The organism is Pseudoruegeria sp. SK021 (assembly GCF_002119405.1).
Classification (GTDB): Bacteria; Pseudomonadota; Alphaproteobacteria; order Rhodobacterales; family Rhodobacteraceae; genus Meridianimarinicoccus.
In genome coordinates this window covers 20,060-40,428 of record NZ_MTBG01000021.1, presented here as the reverse complement: position 1 = coordinate 40,428, position 20,369 = coordinate 20,060, and the positions used below count along the sequence as shown (strand labels likewise).

At 61.5% G+C, this 20,369-nt stretch carries 18 protein-coding genes; 9 read left to right on the top strand and 9 right to left on the bottom strand.

The window, feature by feature from the left end; genetic code table 11:
- Positions 1-17: 17 nt before the first annotated feature.
- From BV911_RS12920 to BV911_RS12900, 5 genes are read right to left on the bottom strand one after another with little or no spacing between them, the layout of a single operon-like run.
- The gene (locus tag BV911_RS12920; RefSeq protein WP_086054039.1) at positions 18-1,166 is read right to left on the bottom strand and encodes a sensor histidine kinase; all 1,149 of its coding nucleotides are present in this window, start codon (positions 1,164-1,166) and stop codon (positions 18-20) included.
- A complete protein-coding gene (locus BV911_RS12915; protein WP_168184069.1) occupies positions 1,163-2,167 on the bottom strand; it encodes an ATP-binding protein in 1,005 nt (334 codons plus the stop codon). Before BV911_RS12915 ends, BV911_RS12920 begins: the two co-directional genes overlap by 4 nt.
- Positions 2,164-2,553 (bottom strand): ATP-binding protein, encoded by a 390-nt coding sequence (locus tag BV911_RS12910; RefSeq protein WP_240512242.1) that lies wholly within the window; start codon positions 2,551-2,553, stop codon positions 2,164-2,166. Before BV911_RS12910 ends, BV911_RS12915 begins: the two co-directional genes overlap by 4 nt.
- 22 nt (positions 2,554-2,575) lie before the next feature.
- Positions 2,576-2,929, bottom strand: a complete 354-nt coding sequence (locus BV911_RS12905) for an STAS domain-containing protein (protein WP_086054036.1) — start codon at positions 2,927-2,929, stop codon at positions 2,576-2,578.
- Position 2,930: 1 nt separating this feature from the next.
- The gene (locus BV911_RS12900) at positions 2,931-3,806 is read right to left on the bottom strand and encodes an STAS domain-containing protein (RefSeq protein WP_086054035.1); all 876 of its coding nucleotides are present in this window, start codon (positions 3,804-3,806) and stop codon (positions 2,931-2,933) included.
- Between the two features lie 389 nt (positions 3,807-4,195).
- Between BV911_RS12900 and BV911_RS12895 the strand changes: the two genes are divergently transcribed.
- From BV911_RS12895 to BV911_RS12865, 7 genes are read left to right on the top strand one after another with little or no spacing between them, the layout of a single operon-like run.
- A complete protein-coding gene (locus BV911_RS12895) occupies positions 4,196-5,656 on the top strand; it encodes a glycosyltransferase family 2 protein (RefSeq protein WP_168184068.1) in 1,461 nt (486 codons plus the stop codon).
- Positions 5,653-6,621 carry a glycosyltransferase family 2 protein gene (locus BV911_RS12890; RefSeq protein WP_086054033.1) on the top strand — a complete coding sequence of 323 codons (969 nt, stop codon included), beginning with the start codon at positions 5,653-5,655 and terminating at the stop codon, positions 6,619-6,621. The genes BV911_RS12895 and BV911_RS12890 overlap by 4 nt, the downstream gene beginning before the upstream one ends.
- 14 nt (positions 6,622-6,635) lie before the next feature.
- Positions 6,636-7,661, top strand: coding sequence for a glycosyltransferase family 4 protein (locus BV911_RS12885; RefSeq protein ID WP_168184067.1), 1,026 nt, complete (start codon positions 6,636-6,638; stop codon positions 7,659-7,661).
- 4 nt (positions 7,662-7,665) lie between these two features.
- The gene (locus BV911_RS19580) at positions 7,666-8,766 is read left to right on the top strand and encodes an acyl-CoA dehydrogenase family protein (RefSeq protein WP_086054031.1); all 1,101 of its coding nucleotides are present in this window, start codon (positions 7,666-7,668) and stop codon (positions 8,764-8,766) included.
- Positions 8,763-9,467: a PIG-L deacetylase family protein gene (locus BV911_RS12875; RefSeq protein WP_086054030.1), complete on the top strand. Its 705-nt coding sequence runs from the start codon at positions 8,763-8,765 to the stop codon at positions 9,465-9,467. Before BV911_RS19580 ends, BV911_RS12875 begins: the two co-directional genes overlap by 4 nt.
- Positions 9,464-10,030 (top strand): SAM-dependent methyltransferase, encoded by a 567-nt coding sequence (locus tag BV911_RS12870; RefSeq protein ID WP_240512241.1) that lies wholly within the window; start codon positions 9,464-9,466, stop codon positions 10,028-10,030. The genes BV911_RS12875 and BV911_RS12870 overlap by 4 nt, the downstream gene beginning before the upstream one ends.
- Positions 10,027-10,980, top strand: a complete 954-nt coding sequence (locus tag BV911_RS12865; protein WP_168184066.1) for a glycosyltransferase family 2 protein — start codon at positions 10,027-10,029, stop codon at positions 10,978-10,980. Before BV911_RS12870 ends, BV911_RS12865 begins: the two co-directional genes overlap by 4 nt.
- 120 nt (positions 10,981-11,100) lie before the next feature.
- Here BV911_RS12865 and BV911_RS12860 read toward each other — a convergent pair whose 3' ends face one another.
- Positions 11,101-11,454 carry a PRC-barrel domain-containing protein gene (locus BV911_RS12860; RefSeq protein ID WP_086054027.1) on the bottom strand — a complete coding sequence of 118 codons (354 nt, stop codon included), beginning with the start codon at positions 11,452-11,454 and terminating at the stop codon, positions 11,101-11,103.
- Between the two features lie 317 nt (positions 11,455-11,771).
- Here BV911_RS12860 and BV911_RS12850 point away from each other — a divergent pair, with 317 nt between their 5' ends.
- Together BV911_RS12850 and BV911_RS12845 are read left to right on the top strand one after the other, a co-directional pair.
- Complete coding sequence (locus BV911_RS12850) at positions 11,772-13,016, top strand: efflux RND transporter periplasmic adaptor subunit (protein WP_086054025.1); 1,245 nt, start codon at positions 11,772-11,774, stop codon at positions 13,014-13,016.
- Positions 13,013-16,150 carry an efflux RND transporter permease subunit gene (locus tag BV911_RS12845; RefSeq protein WP_086054024.1) on the top strand — a complete coding sequence of 1,046 codons (3,138 nt, stop codon included), beginning with the start codon at positions 13,013-13,015 and terminating at the stop codon, positions 16,148-16,150. The genes BV911_RS12850 and BV911_RS12845 overlap by 4 nt, the downstream gene beginning before the upstream one ends.
- A gap of 41 nt (positions 16,151-16,191) precedes the next feature.
- Here the strand turns inward: BV911_RS12845 and BV911_RS12840 are convergent, their stop codons facing one another.
- From BV911_RS12840 to BV911_RS19575, 3 genes are read right to left on the bottom strand one after another with little or no spacing between them, the layout of a single operon-like run.
- Entirely contained in the window at positions 16,192-18,810 is a 2,619-nt protein-coding gene (locus BV911_RS12840) for an AAA family ATPase (protein ID WP_086054023.1), read from the bottom strand.
- Positions 18,811-19,929: a DNA repair exonuclease gene (locus BV911_RS12835; protein ID WP_086054022.1), complete on the bottom strand. Its 1,119-nt coding sequence runs from the start codon at positions 19,927-19,929 to the stop codon at positions 18,811-18,813.
- A 19-nt stretch (positions 19,930-19,948) separates the two neighbouring features.
- Complete coding sequence (locus tag BV911_RS19575; protein WP_168184065.1) at positions 19,949-20,104, bottom strand: hypothetical protein; 156 nt, start codon at positions 20,102-20,104, stop codon at positions 19,949-19,951.
- Positions 20,105-20,369: the final 265 nt, after the last annotated feature.

Below are 20,369 nucleotides of genomic sequence, written 5' to 3'. Positions count from 1 at the left end.
GGTTGCCATGCCGCGCATTAGCTGGATGGCGCAAACCGAATGTGAACCGCCAAACCGTTTAATCCGTCGACTGTGAGAGTGCCGTGGTTCTGGGCCGTGAGTGCCCGGATCAGCCGCCAGCCCAATGAATTCGACCGCTCGGGGCGGGCAGTTTTATCGGCGAGGCCAACGCCATCATCTTGCACCGACAGGAACAATTCGCCATTCGGCGCGTCGGACAGATCAACCGCGATCGCGCCAGCGCTGCGGCCGGTGAAGGCATGCTTGTAGGCGTTGGTGATCAATTCGCCCACAATCAGGCCGATATCGACCGCGACCCGGCCATCTAAGTGCAAGGACGGGCAATTAACTTTAATAACGACGCGCAGCCCGCTAGTGTTGAACGCTTTTTCTGTATTACGCGCGATGTCATCCAGCAATTCTTGCGCCGGCACAGACCCCGCATTCGTGGCGCGTTGCATCACCTCATGCGCCTTGGCCAGTGATCCGACGCGGGTTTCCAACTCGCCAAGAATCTGCCGGGTCTCGTCGGCAACCGCTTGGACCTTACTCATCCGGATCAGAGCGACGATCAGGGCAAGGTTGTTGCCGGTGCGATGGTGAAGCTCCTTCATCAATAGATCATGTGCGGCGACAGAATCCATCAATTCGCGGTTCTGCTCGGTCAAGACGGCCTCGGGGTCGCTTGCGTTGAGGCGTGACAGGGCGTCGGACGCCGAGGCAATCAGGGCCTTGCTGTCGAACGACGCGAGAGAGGAGGTAAACGCCACATCAATCCGGGTGCCGTCCTGTCCCGTGGTGACATCGAACCGGGCGGCAATTCGCTGTACGCCGCGCAACCCCAGACCAAGGCCTGCGCCGTGACCCGGAACCGTCCGATTGGCGGTGTCGCCTGATAGGCGTTCTTGCGGAATGCCGGTGCCGTGATCAAGGACACTGACCTCTAACGCGGGTCGACCGCGAAGCACCCCATAGGAAAATCGGGCGCGTCCCCGGTTGCCATGCTCGATTGCGTTGCGGCCCAGTTCGACCACTGCGGTCACGGCGCGGGTCTTTTCGAAGGTGCCGAATTTCAACGCCTCGCTAAGCGCCATGGTGACTTCGCGCAGGCGCAGGATGTCCGCGCTTTCTTCAAGGCTTACCGATGTCAGGACCGAAGTGTTCATGACCGGGGCTCGGCCTTCAGGCGGGCGACAACGATACTTGCATCGTCGCGGCCCCGAAACGCCCGGTCTAACAGGAATGCCGCGATCAAAAGCGGGCTGCGGCCCAGGAGGCCCGGGGCAAAGTTCTTGTCTCGCAAGGTTTTCAGCCCGTCGCTGTGCAGAATGAGGATATCGCCGGGAGCGAGTTGTATCGTGTCTTCAAACCCATGGGTGGCTTGCCCGCCAATCCGGCCATCGCGCACCGCTAGCCGCCGAATGCCGGTCGCGCCGATGCAAAGGGTCGCGATGTTGCCAAGGGCGGAATAGGCCATGGTCAGGTCGGCCATATGAATTCGGATCATCGCCGCAACCGCGCCACGATGTCCGACCAGATCAGCGCTTAGGGCGGTGATTGTCGCCGCCGGATCCGCAGCGTGATTGGTCGCGCCCTGGATCAGTTCGGCGGCGGCTTCGGCGGCCCGGCTGCCGTGTCCCAAGCCGTCACAGACCAGCACATCGGTCGCTTCGGGCGTTTGGCGCAACATCCAGTCGTCGCCGCATACGCTTTCGGCCGGGTGGCAGACCCGCAGGCCTTCAATGTCCAGCACGGCGGCATTGGGCGGGGAATTCTGACGGTCGAAGGTACAGACGATGGTGGTTCCGTCAGCGGCAGACGAGAAGATATCGAATGTGTCCGACAACCGACGGATCGCGCTCAGACCCAAACCCGCCGAACCCGAGGAACTTTCGCCATCTTGAAACATCCGGTCCATATCCCCGATACCGGGCCCATGGTCGGTGAAGACGAGGACGATTTTTTCAACGCCCGGGGCGTGAATGACCTCGATCAGGGCCCGGCCTCGCTCGGCATAGCGCAGCACGTTTGTTGCCGCCTCGGTGACGACGATAGCCATTTCTTCCAGCCGTCGTTCGGGCAGGTCAATGCTGGTGGCATAACGCCGGGCCAAACGCCGCAACGCGGCAATGGCGCTGCGGTCATCGATTTCGATCCACTTTTTCAAACTTTGACGCCCATCCTGACACGCGTTCCTTTGCCCGCTTCGGTGATGATTTCGAACCTGTCCGCCAACCGTTTCGCACCGCCCAGCCCGCGCCCCAATCCGCCCGCTGTCGTGAAGCCATCGACCATGGCTTGCGGGATATCTGCGATGCCGCGCCCTTTGTCGCGACATTCCACCATCAGATAGGCCGAGGCAAGATCGAAGCCAATGGTGATTTCGCCGCCGCCGCCATGCACAATCGCGTTGCGCGCAATTTCACTGACAGCGGTGGCGAAGCGGGTGGTTCTGATCGCCGAAGCCCCGCGCGATTTCAAGGCGCGGGCCACCGCTTGCCGCGCCATGACCACGTCGCGGCTGGTCTGCAGAGAAATGCTTTGAACCGCCACATACGCAGAGGGATCCGTTGGATCACCCACGCCGCAACTGGGACAAGGCATGGGTCAGGCTGAGGGCGGTGCGAGTTTCCGGCAAATAGAGGCCAAGTTCAACCAAGGTGACGGCCACCGCTGGGCGCATGCCAACCACGTAGGTCTCGGCGTCCAGAAGCCGCGAGATCCCCGCCAGTTGCGCAATCACCCGCCCCACGAAGGTATCAACGATTTCCAATGCGCTGATATCAAGCACGACACCGCGGACATTCTCTTCGGCAATCCGACGCGATAGGGCGTCTTGCAGGTCGATGATCTCGACATCGCTAACGTCGTCCTGGATGGACACCAACAACGCATTTTCCACCAGATGAATGGCCGCGATCCCGGACATGTCAGTGGTCTCGGTTCTTTTGGATCGTATAGCCGACCTTGCCCAGAGCATCGGCCAAAGCGGTGCGAATGCTCGACCGGGTCGAAACGGTACCCACATCAATGCCAAGCTGAACCATGGTCTGCGCGATCATCGGACTGATGCCACTGATGATACATTCCGCCCCCATCAAGCGCACCGCCGCAGCGGCCCGCAGCAGGTGCTGCGCCACTTGGGTGTCGACGGTGCTGACGCCGGTAATATCAAGGATCACCACTTCGGCTTGCCGTTGCAAGATGGTTTCCAGCAGGTTTTCCATGACCTCTTGGGCACGAGCGCTGTCAAGCGTGCCAATCAGCGGCAGGGTCAGAACCCGGTCCCAAAGTTCGACCACCGGGGTCGACAGTTCAAGCATTTCTTCGCGCTGCCGCTCGATGATCTGCTCGCGCTCAGCGATGAAGACCTCGTTGGTGTAAATGGCGAAGGCATCAACCAGACGGGTGACCATGAGCACGTCGAAAATCAGGCTTGACGGATTGTCGGGCAGGGTCTTTTGCAGCTGCGCGAAAAGCGGCACTTTCAAGGCCAGCACAAAAGTGGCCATTTCCGTCGGCGTCACGCCGCGGCTGACGCGTTCCTTGGTGACATCGGCAAGGACAGCCCGCAGATCTTCCCATGCCGGGTCGGCCAGATCAAAGTCATCATCGGTGACCCCAGCGCGTACGCCTTTGGCAAAGGCCTTGAGCAACTCGGCATTCTGCGCCCGGCTTTCGCTATCGGAAAACAGATCAGAGCGTTTGACGCCTTCCTTGACCTGTGTTCCCAGCCATTGCTCGACAATGGCGGAAAATTTCGTTTCTAGGATCGTCAAAATCGTGGCGGTCGCTGCTTGCGGCATGCGGGTCTCCTATGCGGCATTGCTGGTGCCAAAGGCACTGTGTGCGAAAAAATGTCAATTCCGACATTGCGTCGACTGGGCGGGGGATCGCCTATTTTGTGATTGTTTGGCATTTTCATAAGGCTCATGTCCAAAATGACGCCGGACCAGCCTTCTTGCGATGCTGGCGGGAACGAGGGGCTTGGTTGATCGGCGGCGTGATGCCCTTATCGCGCGCTGCTGTTCGCGCCCACCCGTCCAGAACGCCGGATATTGTGACATCTGAAAAGCCTCCGTTTCCGGGAACCGAACCCGCGCGATTGGGTTGTAACGGTGTCGCCCGCACGGGCCGACACTGCGCGACACTATCGATAAATTTTCTACGATCAGCGCCTTGGGGGTGTTCGGTGATGCTTGGATTGATGGCAACGTTCGGGTGTTTGGGCGTGGCAGTCGTATGGCCCATGACTGGCGTGCTGATTTGCGCTGCAGTGTTCATCCTTCAAGTCCTGTTGATGGGCTTGAGGCCAGTGGCGGCGCGCGTACCGCCGCCAATCCGCCGGATGCCAGAGACGATGGGCGCACCTGTGTTTTCGGTTCATGTCGCCACCCATTCCGAGCCACCGTTGCTTGTGATCCGAACCCTGCGGGCGCTGCTTAAGCAAGATTGGCCGGCCCAGCAGTATGAAGTGATCGTCATGGACAACAACACGCGCGATCCCGCGCTGTGGAAGCCAGTCGAAGCCTTTTGCCAAGGCTATAACGCGCGTCTTAAATTTCTGCACCAGATGGACGTTCAAGGGGCAAAAGCCGGGGCCTTGACCATCGCCCTGTCCCATTCTCGGCCCGACGCCACCCACATTGTCACTGTCGACGCCGATTATATCGTTGCACCAACCTTCCTGTCCGCGGCCGCCGAAGCCTTGGCCCGGACCGGGGCAGATTATGTCCAGTTCCCGCAATCTTATGCCGGCGCACAGGGTGTTGCCGCCGGAGTAGATGCCGAATTGGAGGAATATTTCCGTTCCAACGCGCGGGTCGCGGACGGGGCCGAGGCGGTACTGCTGACCGGCACCTTATGCGTAATATCCAAACAGGCGCTTCTGGCTGCGGGTGGATGGTCTGGCGCAACCACGACGGAAGACGCTGAAATGGGCGTGCGCCTGTGCAATGCTGGATTTTCGGGCCGGTACATTGACCAAGTGGTGGGGCAGGGGTTGCTGCCATTATCCTTCAGGGATCTTGAAACCCAACGTTATCGCTGGTGCAGTGGCAACTTTCAGACTCTGCGTCTGCATCTGTCGACGATCCTGAGCCGAAACAGCACCCTCAGCATCTCGAAACGGCTTGTCCTCGCCTCGCAACTGACCGCCTGGTTTAATCTAGCCTTGGTCCCGACAGTGCTGATGTTGACGGCGCTGCTGACCGGAGCGGGCCCGTCTAGTATTGTGGTGCTGGCCGCCGGGGTGGTGTTTCTAAGCTTTCTTGACATTGTATTTTGTGTCTTTGGTCGCGGTCTGCGTGACGGCCAGTCAGGGTCGGTGATGTGTCAGGCCCTCGCCTGCCGTCTGGCCCTCGCGCCCAAATCTGCCAGAGCCACGTTCGATGCCATGCTGGGCGGGGGGCTGTCCTTCGTCGTGACCAATAAATCCGGGGCGGGTGGTCATGGGGAAGGCTGGGTTCCAATCGAGCACCTGACCCTGTTCGGCACGGCGCTGGTCCTTCTGATCGCGCAGCCATCGGGCAACCTGCTGGTGGATGCGGCTCTGGTGATCCTGATGCTGCCGCTTCCTGCGGCCCTTTTCACCGAAACCCGCCTGCGCGCCTATCGCGACGCCGTCCTTCCACTGCAATTGAAAGCCGTGCCATGACCCAAGATCCCATGTCCCCCTTGGTCGATATCATTCTGCCGACCTATAATCGTGCGCATGTCATCACCAACGCGATCCGCGCTGCACTGGACCAATCTTGGTGGAATATCCGGGTCACCGTCATCGATGACGCCAGCACGGATGATACCGCAGTCGCGGTTCGGCCCTTTTTCGGCCACCCCAAATTCAACTATATCAAGCTTCGGCACAACCTTGGCACGGCGCAGGCCAAGAACGCTGGGATGCTGTTGACCACCGGCGATGCGGTCACCTTTCACGATTCCGATGATTTGCCGCATCGCGACAAGGTTCTGCATCAAGTGCGGGTACTGACATCGCGGGATATTGGGGCCGATGCTTGCCTGAATTGGGCCTTGGCGGGAAAGACCGCCGGGCAACGACTTGAGGTGGGGGCGGCGCTGACCCATCACGATTTGATCTTGCCGGACGGACGCCGGGTTGAGGTGCGGCGGGATCTATCGCTGTTCGACGATGTCTTTCCGAACCTCCAAATGGGCTCGCAGGTGCCGGGTGAATGGACCCATATCAACTCTGGCTTGTTTCGGTCAGAGGTGCTGTCTCGGCTCGGTGGATATGAGAACTGCATCGAAGAGGATCGTGAGTTTCGCAACCGGCTGATCCTGAACGGCGAGATCATCTGGGTCATCCCCGAACGCTTGCTGACCAAGATCGAGTCGCCCGATAGCCTGACGCAATCGGCGGCCTCAGACTATGACAGCGAGCGGCGCAAGGCGGATCGCCAGTTGGTGTGGGACAAGGTCGGAGAGTGGCGGCGCACCGGCAAAGTTGCGCCGGTGATCATGGATATCGCCGAACTGGGGGTCGTGTTTGTCAGCAACCCGCGTCTGTTGGGTGCGCGCAGCATCCCCGCCACCCCGCGAACCCGCGCAACCGTGTCGGATATTTTGGTACCCAATGCCGCCAACTTGGCGGCGGCGCAGTGATGGGGGGACAAAAGATGGGCCGCATTGCCTTTGTCGATCCGTGCTGCACTGCCGGGTATGACCTGCCTGACCTGTCGCGTGGGGGGCTGGGTGGCACCGAAGCGACGATTTTGCGTCTCGGCGCGGCGCTGCACGATCAGTTTGACATCACGCAGTATCAAAATGGACGGTTCTGGCCGCAGACATCCTATGCGGGACGTCTGCGGCCTTTGGCCGAAGCGTTTGAGGGTCTGACTGCTGATACGATTGTGGTGATCAACCGCTGGAAGGTGGCATTGAAGCTGCGCAAGGCCTATCCGGACACGCCGATTTACCTGTGGCTGCACGTGTTTCCGGGCCGCCACAATCGCAAGATGGGCGCGGCGTTACAGCGGGCCGGGATCACAGTAATTTGTGTCTCGCATAGCCACGCTCGGCACGTCACTGCGTTTCTTGGCCAAACGGGTGGCCCCCGGGTGACGGCGATCTACAATCCCATTGCCGATGATCTGTGCGCCGACGCCACGCGGCGGGATCCGAACCGGCTGTTATTCGCCAGCTCGCCGCATAAAGGGTTGGCCGAGGTGTTTGGCCAATTCGCCGAACTGCGCCGCAGCATACCGAGGCTGAAACTGGCGGTGGCGGATCCCGGGTATTTGCGGTGGGATGTCGGTAGGGTGCCGCTGGGGGTGACCTTCCTTGGGTCGCTGTCGCATGCGGCTTTGGTGGCCCAGATGCGCAAATCGCTGTGCCTGTTTTGTCCGCAAACCTCCTTTGCCGAAACCTTCGGCCTTGTGCTGGCCGAGGCGAACGCCGTTGGCACCCCGGTGCTGGTGCATGCAGGGCTTGGCGCGAATGACGAAATCGTCGGAGGGGCGGGCCAGCGGATCGACGGCTGCAATCCGGCCCAGATCCTCGACCGGATCTCATTGTGGCGCGATGCGCCGCCAAAGGTCAGTACCAATCCGGAGTTTCGCCTGAGCCGCGTCGCGCAGGCGTGGACCCGACTTTTGCGCCACCCAGCGGCCCAAACGCCACAGCACCACGACATGATGGTATAAAACAATGACAGTGTTTTCCCGTTTTCGATCTCAACCGGCGCCTCCCCCCAGTGATCTCGCGCTGGAACCGTCTTTGTTGCAAGCCTTGTCCGTGGCCGCGCGCGGCGAAGACCGCGGTGACAGCCCGATCGCCGCCTCGGTTGATTTATTGCGCGAGGCGGGCGTGCTGTCCGGGGCCTGGACCCTAACGCCGGACTGCACCGCACGGGCGCTGATGCGGGTGGGTGCGGCGAACCTCAGCATGGGGCGGCTGCTGGAAGGGCACATCAACGCCGTGCAACTGATTGACCTTTACGGGGCGTCGCCGTTGAAAAGCGCGGTTCGCCACCAGATTCTGAACGGGGCGTTTTTGGGTGTCTGGGGCGCCGATGGCGAGCCGCCACTGACCACCGGGCCGGGTGATACCCAGTTGAGCGGAGGCAAATGCTTTGCCTCGGGCCTTGGCGCGGTCACCCACGCCATTGTCACGGTGAATTCAGGGCCGCAGGTCCGGTTGGCGCTGGTAGAGGTATCGGACACGCAGCGCGCCGATGCTTCGGCATGGGATATGCTGGGCATGAAAGCAACCGCGTCTGGGCGCTATGACTTCACCGGCGTGCCGGTGTCCAGCTGTGAATGGCTCGGCGGGCCGGGGGACTATCTGAAAGAGCCGTACTTTGTCGGCGGAGTTTGGCGGATCGCCGCATTACAGATTGGCGCCGCAGCAGGGTTGCTTGACTGCGCCGCCGCCCGACTGCGGGCCATGGACCGGATGCAGGCAGAGGCACAAAAAGCGCGCTTGATGAGCGTGCTGACGCGGGTCTGGGCCGGTATGGCGCTGGTTGAACGGGCGGCGGTCGCCGCATCAGAGCCGGATCGCTCGGCAGATCAGATCGTCAGCACATCGATCTCGGCCCGGTTGTTCACCGAAGAGGTGGCATTGGACGCCATCCGCGCAGTGGAGCAAAGTCTAGGCCTTGTCCATTTCACCGGAACGTCTGAGACCGGGCGCAGGGCCCGTGACCTGTCGGTTTATCTGCGGCAGGCGGCGCGGGATGCGTTTCTACAAAGGGCAGCCGAAGTCGCGTTGGGGCAAGATGCAGCCCTATGGGGGGTCTTTGAATGACCCTCGAGCGGACACAATCCCTGCCTGCGGGTTTTGATGGCCAGCACAGGATCGTGGTGCTGGCACCGCATCCAGACGACGAGTCGCTGGCTTGCGGCACGCTTTTGGCGCAGGCCTTTTCCGGTGCGGGTGGCCATGTGATCTGCATGACCGACGGCAGCGCCAGCCATCTCGGATCTGAGCAATGGTCCCCAGTCCGGCTGGCGCGGACCCGCAAAGCAGAATTGACGCGGGCGATCCAAGAATTGGGTGGCACGGCCAATGATCTGACATGGTTGGGATGGCCCGACAGTCGGCTGCATCAGGTCGATTTTGCCGCCGTCGCAGCGGATCTGGACGAGCGGATCACGGCATTGGGTGCGCAGCATGTCTTTGCGCCAAGTTCTGACGATCATCACGCGGACCACAAGGCAACCGCGCAGATTGCGGCGCATCTTAGGACCCGCCGTCCAGAGTGGTCGTTCTACAGCTATCCGGTCTGGAGCCGGTGGGACGATCCAGATTTCGACCGGGCCATCCACGGCTACGCGCCTCTGTTCCTTGCTGCCGCACCACGTAAGGCCCAAAAAAATGCCGCCATTCAGGCGCATCAGTCACAGCTTGGGCACGTCATTCCCGACGACCCGGATGGCTTCGTCATGAGCCCGGCCTTCGTCGAAAAATTTGTCGCCGAAGACGAAGTGTTTTGGAGGACGCCATGATGGGCGTCGGGTTAGACCATTTGCAGGGCCTCTACGCCAACTCGCATGATCCGTGGGGGTTTGAGCATAGCGCCTATGAACAGGCCAAGTTCAAAGCGACCCGCGCTGCCCTGTCCCGGCACCGGTATCAGTCCGCGTTCGAATTGGGATGCGGCAACGGTCAGCTGGCCCGGCACATGGCTGAGATCGCCTTTCGATACACCGGGATGGATGCGGTCGGCAAAGCCTTGGATGCCGCTCGGGTGGCCGTGCCGACAGGGCGGTTTGTGCGCGGATTTTATCCGTGCGACCTGCCCGATGACCGGTTCGACCTCGTGATCTTGTCCGAAATCCTGTATTTCCTCGATGAGGCAAGCCTTCGACACCTGGCGTCAGACATCGCGGGAAAATGGCCTCTGGCAGAGGTGATCTGCGTCACATGGCTTGGCCGGTCCGGCCATGATTTGCAGGGGGCCGATGCCGTTGCTCTGTTTACTGGGGCGCTGGACACCCATGGTTTTCAATGTTGCCGCCAGACCGAAAGTTACCGCATAGACCGTGGATTGCCGAAAGGTTCAGCATGACGCAGAGTACAACCAACGACACTGCTATCATCATCCCGGCACGGGACGAGGCGGATCGGATCGCAGCCTGTTTGACCGCTTTGGCAGGGCAAATGTCAGGCCGTGTGCGTGTGGTTCTGGTGGTGAATAACACGGTCGATGACACAGGGGCGGTGGCGCAACGCGTCGCGGCGCAGCACCGGATCGACTTAGACCTTCTGACTGTGGACCTTCCCCCGGATCAAGGTGTCGGTCTGGCCCGTCGAATTGGCTGCGCCCATGCCCGTCGCCAGATGCCGGGGCTGCGCTTTTTGTTGACCACGGATGCCGATTGCATCGTCACCCCCAACTGGGTGGTGCGCAACATTGCCCATCTGCAATCCGCCGACTTGGTGTGCGGCAGGATCGACGTCATCGCACAAGAGGCCGCAATTCTGGACAAGATGGACCGCGTCGCGGCCACCCGCGAGGGGGAGTATCGCCGTTTGGTCCAACAGGTCTTTTCCCGATACGCCGCGGGCTGCGCAGACATTGACGGCACGCACGGTGACGCCGCAGGAGCCAGTCTGGCCCTTCGTGCCACGTGCTATGATGCGGTCGGTGGGTTTGAACCGATCCGGTGTGGGGAGGATCGTCAAATCGCCCGAGCCTGCCGCGCCTCTGGCTATCTGGTGCGCCATGCAGACGATGTGGTGGTGCATGCGTCCTGCCGCCTGACTGGCCGCGCCGCAGGGGGAATGTCTGAAGCCCTGACGCTGCGCACAACCGGGACCGATTATTTCATCGATGACAGCCTGCCAGAGGCGGAGCGGTTGATCCAGTATGTCGCCTCTGGAACGCTGCCGACATGGCCACCTTGCGTGCCCGGCAGTGACCGCGTCCATGTGCGCGGGCTTCCGCGCAACATCAACCTTTTGAAAGAATTTCTGGGGGAAGGGTCGTCGGATAGACCCAAAGCGCAGGCGGTCTAATCGCACTGGACGCGCACTAAAATAGCAATGCCAGATTGAAGAGCTTTTGGTCCATTCAACAGGTCAAATGAAGCGGAGCGGCCTTCGGTGGAAGGCCGCTCCCGAACAGTCGAGGGCGTATCAGAGCCAGTAGTTCTGGGCCCGGTAATGGTCGTGGGTGCGTTGTTCCCAATCGCGGTCGGCATGCCAGTTTTCCTGACGTTCCGGCGCGCCCTTTACATCCTGCTCAGTGATGTCGGTGACAAAACCGTTCTTGCTGAGGTCATAGTGCAGCTTGCTCCACGGCACCGGGCGATGATCTTCACCGATGCCCAAGAATCCGCCGAAGCCCATGACGGCATAAGCAACTTTCCCGGACTGCTTATCGATCATCAGATGGTCGATGGTCCCGATGTGGGAACCGTCGCGGCCAAACACTTCTGTACCGTTGACGTCCGACGAAGAAACTAGGTTGGTTTGCGTAACGTGGTCCATTTCAGGTCCTCCTTATGTTGTGGTGGATCAACTTCAAGCTGGTGCGGAAGTTCCTGAAGAATTGGAGGACACTCGCGACAACGTGGAAGATCGGCGATGTTTCGCGCATCCGAACTGCGCACGTCTTACAGTGCGCACCAAGGTCTCGGTTTGTCGAAAAGGCCTCACGGGGCGGCTGTAAATATTGTGTGTCGAAGTGTGACCGCGCGCAAAAGGAGGCGCCATTCCGGCCGAATAAAAAAGTGATGTCAGCGCGACGGAAACCCACCGCAGCCGCGTTCAATGGGTCAAAGGCTTTGACAAGGACACCTCTTCGCATGCGCAGACTGTTAACATTGGTCGTGGCAACCGCCACTTTGGCCGGGGCCTATGTGGTGACCTTCGGGGTGCCTGCACCGCTTTTGGCGATGGTCACGTCAGAGACGGGCACCTTGAGCACAGGATCGCAGGCAGGCAGCACCGAAGCCCCATCTGGCGTCGCCACGGGCGGACGGCCCGGCGGCGGGCCCGGGGGGGGCCGGTCCAGAACCACGACCGTGGTGACAACCGCCCTTGAAATGCGGCCCTATGACAGCATTCTGAATGCGATTGGCACGGCGTCGGCACGGCACAGCGTCGATGTGCGGTCGGACACGGCAGGCACCGTCATCGAAACCCACCTATCGGCCAATCGCGACGTGGAAGAGGGCGACGTATTGGTGCGGTTCGACGCGCGGACCGAGGCCCTGAACTTGGTCATCGCGCAGGCCGAACTGGAACAGACACAGGACATCGTGGATCGGTATGAGCGCCTGCGCCAAAACGGCAGTTCGACGGTCACCGATGTCACCTTGTCGGAAGCCCGCATCGCCCTGCGACTGGCCGAGGCCGCAGTTGAACTGGCCGAGGTCGCGGTGGAAGACCGCTCCATCCGCGCCCCTATCTCTGGCCGTCTTGGTCTCAGCGATGTGGACGTCGGCGATGCCTTGACCAATGACAGCTTCGTGGTCAGCATTGACCAGTCAGAGACGCTGGTCATCAATTTTGAATTGCCCGAGCGGGCGATTGGCTTGCTAGCCGAGGCGAAAGAGGTTCTCGCCTCGACCTCTGCCTTTACCGGGCGGGTGTTCGCGGGTCAGATCGTCTCATTCGACAGCCGGATTGATCCGGTCACGCGCAGTGTCACTGTGAAGGCCGAGATCGACAATGCGGACGGGCAATTGTGGCCGGGGATGACCTTTGCCGTGCGCTTGATCCAGCAAAGCGCACCATTGCCGATGCTGCCCTCGACCGCGATTACGTGGTCCCGTGACGGGTCCAGCGTCTGGATCGATGCCGACGGGGTCGCGCAACAAGTCCCGGTCACGATCCTGTTCCGTCAGGACGAGAGCGTTTGGTTGGACGCCGATCTTCCTGAAGGGGCGATGATCGTCTCCGAAGGGGCGCAAAAATTACGGGCGGGCACGCGTATTGCAACCACCAGCAAAGCCCCGGCAGGGGGGCGTCGCCCCGGAACCACGCCAGCGACGGCCAGCGCCGAACCGCAATCCCAACCGCAAGCCACGTCGACGGGGCCGTCATGACCAAGCCACACCTCATCAAAAGGACATCGGGGCTGACCGATCTCTTCGTCGCGCGCCCGATCTTGGGCATCGTGATCAACCTTCTGATCCTGATCGCCGGTCTGGCCGCTTTGGTTTCGGTCGATGTGCGGGAAATGCCGGATGTCGATCAGCCGGTTTTGTCGGTGCGGACCACCTATGACGGGGCGGTGCCGGACACGGTTGACCGTGAGGTCACGCAGGTTCTGGAGGACGCGCTGAGCGCCCTTGATGGCGTCTCGTACATGGAGTCGGAATCGACCACCGGATCCAGCCGGATCACCATCGATTTGTCCGATGGCACCGATGTCGACGTTGCCGCCAATGAAGCGCGCGAGATTATTTCCAGCACCTTGCGCAATCTTCCCGACGAAATCGACGATGATCCGACGGTCACGAAAAGCGACAGTAACGCCGACGCCATCATCCGTCTGGCCCTTGTCGGTGATGCCACACTTGAGGACTTGACCCTTTTGGCCGAAGGCGTGGTCTATGACACGCTGTCGACCATTGACGGCATCGCCGAGGTCACCGTGCGCGGCGACCAGTCCAAAGAATTTCGGGTGACACTGGATATGCCTGCCTTGCTGAGCCGGGGCATGACAATCTTTGATGTCTCGGATGCGTTGGCCACCTTGCGCGACGACACGCCGCTTGGCCAGCTAGAGACCGCGTCGCAGACCCTTGCGCTGCGGGTCGGCAATGCCGATGTGACCGCCTCCATGGTGGGGCAGGTTCCTATTGATGCCAATGCCCGCGTGTCTGATGTGGCCTTCGTTCGCCATCTGCCAGAAGATGGCGCCGTGGTCTCACGGGTCAACGGCCAGTCGGCGGTCGGCATTGACATCACCCGCCAATCGGTCGGCAACACCTTGTCGATTTCCAAAGATGTCGGCGTCGCCGTGGAAGCGTTGCAAGGCGCGCTGCCCGACGGCATTGAACTGATCGTCACCTCGGATGACGGCACGTTTATTGAGGGATCAATCAACGAGGTGGCCATGTCGATCGGGCTGGCCACGATCATCGTCGTTGCGGTGATTTATGCCTTCCTGCGCTCGCCCCGGGCGACGCTGATCCCCGCAGTGACCATCCCGGTGGCCTTGATCGGCACGGTCGCCGCGATCTGGATCATGGATTTCTCCGTCAACACCATCAGCCTTTTGGCCTTGGTGCTGGCCACCGGCATGGTGGTCGACGATTCCATCGTGGTGATCGAAAACATCGTGCGCAAACGTAAACAGGGCATGGGGGCGTTCGCTGCGGCGGCGTCCGGTACGAACGAGGTCTTCTTTGCCGTGATCTCGACCACAGCCACCCTCGCGGCGGTGTTCATCCCGATCTCTTTCCTGCCCGGTCAAGCAGGCGGCGTCTTCAGCGAGTTCGGCTTTGTTCTGGCCTTTGCTGTTACCTTGTCGTCGATCACCGCGCTGACATTGGCACCGGTCATGGCGGCGTTTTTAGATCCAGGCAAACCCGGCGCTGGACCGGCCGTGCCGGTCAAGCCCAGCTGGGCCGCCCGCGCGTTCGATCATGTCATGGATCGGGCCATCCGAATGCCGATCATCGTGCTGGCCGTCGCGGGCGGCTTTGCGATCATCGCTGCCGGGGCCGCCGGGACCTTGTCCTCCAGCATCACGCCGACCGAGGACCGGGGCTTCTTCTTGATTCAAGCGCGGGGCGCTCCGGACACCACGATCGCCTATCTGGATACGCAGGTTGCGTTGATCGAGGATATCCTGACCCCGTATCGCGACAGCGGCGAAGTCACAGCAGTCCAAAGCATCATCGGCGTTGGTGGCGGAACCAGTGCGTTCATTATTGTGCGGCTTCCCGACTGGGATGCGCGCGACCGGTCGCAAGCCCAGATCGTGTCTGAAATCAGCGAGAAATTGACCATGGTGCCCGGCGTTCAGGCCAGTGCCCGATCAACCAACAGCCTGAACATTCGCGGAGGTGGACAGGGCCTTCAGTTTGCGGTGACCGGAAATGATGTGCAGGCCATGACCCAAGCGGCAGCAACCCTTGTGGCGGCGATGGGACAGGATGACACCTTCTTCAATCCGCAATTGTCCAACGATTCCGTGCAAGCACAATTCGAGGTGCGGGTCGATCCTGACATGGCGCGGGTGTTTGGCCTGACCGATGCGGAAATCACCAAAACCGTTGGCGCCATGATCCAAGGCACCACCGCCGCCACCGTGTTCAGCGACAATATCGAAACGGATGTGACCCTCGTTCCGGGCGGTCCCCCCATTGACGACCCCTCGGATCTTGACTCGATCCAGTTGCGCCTGCCCAGTGGCGCCTATGTTCCCCTATCGGCCGCGGCGACGCTGGTGCCAGTGGTCAACCAATCGATGCTCGAACGGCAAGGCGGATCGCTGGCGGTTTCGGCGCAGGCGAACCTTGCCGAGGGGGTTGATCTTGGCGCGGCAATGGCGCGGCTTTCCGAGCTTGCAGCCGAGACGCTGCCGGATGGAATGGGGCTGGTGTTTACCGGGGAAGCCGCCAGTCTAAGCGACAGCCAATCGTCGATGTATCTGGTCTTTGGCGTGGCCTTTGTTGTGGTCTTCCTTGTGCTGGCGGCGCAGTTTGAAAGCATTGCCAGTGCCGTTGTGATCATGCTGACGGTGCCGTTCGGGCTTGCCGCGGCGCTGTTGGCGATTTCCCTTAGCGGTGGGTCGTTGAATTATTACAGCCAGATCGGACTGGTGATGCTGATCGGCGTCATGGCCAAAAACGGCATTCTGATTGTAGAATTCGCCAATCAGTTGCGCGAGGCCGGTCAGGATATCGACAGCGCCATCCGGGATGCGTTGCGGCTGCGGATCAGACCCGTGATGATGACGATGGTCTCAACGGTGTTTGGCGGCTTGCCATTGATCCTGACGTCGGGTGCCGGCGCCGAGGCCCGTATCGCCGTTGGCTGGGTGATTGTCGGGGGCCTTGGCTTCGCCACCGTGTTCACCCTGTTTTTGACGCCTGTGTTCTACCGCTGGATTGCCGTCTGGGGCTCAGATCCCGGCATGGCGTCGAAACGGTTGCGGCAAGAACACGATGCGATGACCGCGCCTCGTGCCGGTGACGGTGCAACCGGCGGGGCCGCCATGACTTGATGTTGCCGCCGCCCATGGCCCGAGGGTCGTGGGCGGCGGGATCAGGCGTCGCTGACCGTGACCATCGGACGGGCACCGCCCAGATCCTGAAACGCAAGCTGACGGCAGGAAAACACCAAGATCTGCTGATCCTGCGCCACCCGAGTTAGGGCGGTGAACATCTTGATGATCCGGTCGTCATCGGAATAGACCAGCGCGTCATCCAGCACGATGGGCATCCGCCGGCCCTGTTTGGCGAACAGGCGGGCAAATGCCAGCCGGGTCAGGATCGCGATTTGTTCCCGGGTGCCGCCGGACAGATTGTCCAGCGTTTCATCATCCAGATCGCGGGTCAGTCCTGAGGGCAGCAAGGTCTTGCTGTCGAAGCTAAGGGTTGCGTTGCGGTGCAAGATTGACAGAAGTGGAGTCAGTTCGGCCTGAACCGGTCCGAAATAAGTGTCGCGCGCGGCATTGCGTTGTGCGGACAGGGCATCCCGCAGGCACGTGAGGGCGGCAGCACGCCGCGCCAGCCCCAATTCGGTGGCCTGAGCGGACAGCAATTTTCCCTCCAGTTCGCTGCACCGTTCTTCAATGCCGTTTCCAGCCCGCTCTTCGATTTTCGAGGACAGTTCAGCCAGCGTCCGGTCGGTTTTGGCGCGAAGGGCGGCGGTGCTGTCGATTGCGTCGGTGGCCCGGGTCAATTCGGCCTCTGCGGTCGCCAGATCGCGGGCATCGGTGGCCAGTTCTGCGACCGCCTCTTTGGCCGCGGATAGGGCTGTATCGGTTTGGGCGACGGCCAACAGCAGGGCCGTGCGCCGGGCCTCTCGATTGTCTTCGGCCCCCACCGCGCCACGGGCTGCGTTTAAGGCCTTGTCGGCGGCGGCGACGGCGGCATGACTGCGAATGCTGACGTCACGGGCCGCGGCATGGGCCTTTGCCGCACGGCTATGGGCCTGTTGTGCGTTGGTATCGGTTGCCAGGGCTTCCGACAGCGCGGAATCCAGATCGGCCAACGCGGGCAAGGGGGCGTCGTCGGCCAACTTTGCGGCCAACGCGGCCTCGGCCAAGGCCTGCCGCAGCGCGTCGATGCCGTCGGGGGCCAGCAGGTCGAGCATGTCGTCGGCGCCAGAGGCAGTGCGCGCCGCGTCCTGTCGCGCAGAGGCCAGTTGGCGGGCCTGATCCAGCGTCTCGGCCCCGGCCAAGGCCAGAAGCTCGATCAGACGGCTTTGGGCCGTGGCCAGTTGGTGTTTGGCGGCGCGTCCACTGGACGGCGCCCGCAGTGTCATGCGGCCGACGCCCGGGATGTCGATCTCGGACAAGGCGTCCAAGGCAATGGGGTGGTCTGCGGGCACAGCCGCGCCGTTCAGCCGCAACTGCACCGCACCGGTATAGGCCATGCTGAGGGTGGTGGACTGGGCCTGAACCGTTGCCTCAAGGGTCTGAAGCGCTGCGCCTGCCTTGTCCACATCCGCCAACCAAGCCGACGTTGCCTTCGATGCTGTCACGCGGGCGCGAGCGGCATCGCGACCGGCCATTGCCGCGGTGGCTTTGGCGATGAGGTCCGTTAACCGTGCCGCGTCACCTTTGGCTTTGCGGGCGTCGATCTGCTGGCGGGCGGCTTCTAACTGCTTGCGGGTTGTGGCCACGGCTAGGGCGCTGGCGTCCTGAGCAGATTGCGCCGTGTCGTGATCGGCGCGTCGGCGGGCCACGATCGCATCTGCATCTCGCGCGGCCTGTTTTGCGGCTTCGGCCTCTGCTTCGGCCGCGGTCAAACTGTCTACAGCGGTGAGGAACCCAGAGAGTTCGCGGGTCGCGTTCTTCGCATGAAGCGCTGCCAGATCCTGCGCCCCGCGTGCCGTGGCCATCTTTTGGGACTGCGCGGTTGCGGCATCCATTGCGTCCTGCGCCTGTTTGCGCGCGGCCTCGCGGCGGGCTTTGGCGACCGGATCATCAAGGCGCGTCAGTGTACTTTCGGCCTGTTTGCGCGCGGTCAATGCCGCATCAAGGTCGCGAACCTGTTCGGTCACCAGTGCCAAGTCTTGTTCCAGTTGCGCAACATCTTCTGCTGCGGTTTTCCACGCCCCCGATTTTTTCCCGGTTGCCGTGGTAATTTCAGACAGATCCTGCGCCACGCGGCGCATCACCCGGTCCATACGGCGGCCCCCGGTCATCGCGTCGATTTCTCCCGCCACTGATGACAGAAGATCGCGGCGTGTATCGATCAAAAGCGCCTTTTCCGCTGCGGCATCCGGCTCTAGACCGACCAGCCCTTGCCGGACCCATAACAGCCCCGCCGGACCGGTGCCGTCCTGACCCAAGACCTCTTTGATCCAGCGTTCGGCCTCGTCATCCTGCGCCACGATCGCCGCATCTGATTGCCGGATAATTTTTGCGCCCTTGCGGGACAGAAAGCGCTTTTCTACCCGGAAAACACCTTGGTCGGTTTCGACTTCGGCCGCCACTTCGACCGCACCGCCCGCATAGGGCTGTAAGGATTTCACCGTCTTGGCGGTGGCGCTGTACTTCTCGAAAAACAGGGCGTGGATTGCGTCGAAAAAGGTGGATTTTCCAAACTCATTGGCCTCGGAGACCACGGTGAGGCCATCACCGATCCCGGTGATCGAGGCGCGTTTTCCGGTAAACTTGCGCACATTCGTCAGATGCAGGGCGAGAAGTTTCACTCAATCCTCCAATGCATAGCTGAAGAGGAGAGACAGCGCGGTCTGAGCCGTAGCCCGGTCCTCGGGGCTGCGGGATTGGTCAGTGGCGTCGCGCGACAAGCTTTCGGCAGCGGCACGTAATGCGCCTTGGGCGTCGATCACATCCAGATCGTCGGTGTTATGGATCAGTCCAAGGCCGCTCAGGTCGTCATGCTGCCACAAGAAGTCAGGTGCGGCGGCGGCGATCGCCCGTTCCAGTGTCACCCGGTCCGGGGCGCGCGCCCGCCCGGTGACAACCAGATCAAGCAGGGTCCGCGCCCGATCGGTCACAGATGGCAGGACAGCGGCAAGCATCGCCTCTGGGGTCACGCCTTCGGTCAGGTTGATCACACTGCGTTGCCATCGCATCGTGCCGGTGGGCACTGGGGTTACCCGGGCCGGAGCCGTCGGTCCGGCGATCTCGACCAAAAGGGCCGATGGCGTCTTGTCGTGCTTGAAACCATCCGCTTCGGGCGCGCCAGAGTACCAAGTCTCGGGGCCGATCTGCAATTGGCCGTGCCAATCGCCCAATGCGAGGTAGGCAAGGCCTGCCCGGCGGGCGCGGTTTGGCGGAATGACCGCAGAACCGCCATCTTCGCTGCTGTCGAAATCGGTCACGGATCCGTGCGCCAAACCGATCCGAAGGGCGTCGCCGGTCGGGGCAGTATCAAACCATTCCGTCAGATCCCGTCCCGGATGGCGGTCAGTGGGCGGTGCTGGCAATAGGGTGACGTCATCGGACAATGAAATCGGCGCCGGTTCGGTGGCAAGGATCACATTCTCAGGCGCATCCAGTCGGATCTGTCGCCACAATTCTGTCGCATTGGCGTGGTCATGGTTGCCGGGCATCAAAACCCACCTCACATGGGCTGCCTCGCGCATGGCGTTCATGGCGTGGCGGACAATGCGAGGGGCAGGGGTGGTTTGATCGAACGTATCCCCGGCCAACACAATGTGGCTTGCGTGATGCGCCCGCGCCAGATCGGCCAGCACATTTACGGCTTGCGCCCGCGCCTGTCGCAGCGGGACCCGGACATCTTCGGGATAGCGCCCAAATGGTTTGCCAAGATGCAGGTCAGAGGAATGTAGAAATCGGATCACGCGCGGTCATTTCTTAAAGTCAGGATGGCGGGGTGGGCGGCAGGTCCGGATGTAGATCGTCCGGCTTGACGTGCTTGGCGCGTAGCTCATCCGAACGAAGCCCACCCACGTCACCGCAGGGAAAGGTCAGTGTGGCTGCTGCGCCGATCCATGACAAGCCCTCGCGCAACCGCATGTGTTGGCCTAACCTTCCGTCACCCTGCAGATCGGGCAGCCCATTCGTTACAGACCTAGACCCCGCGCTACGTGGCCAGATGTGCGCCAGTGTTTCACGGTTCTGACCCGGTGCGAAAGCCGTCATTACCCTACAATTGTAGGATTGGGTGATCTTCTTTTGCGGTAAGGCGCGGGATGCCGCGCTGCTGATCGGGCCACGCAGATCGAACGACGATCCGGCGTGACGTGTGACCCTGTGTGCCGCCATAATTGTCCGGCCTCAA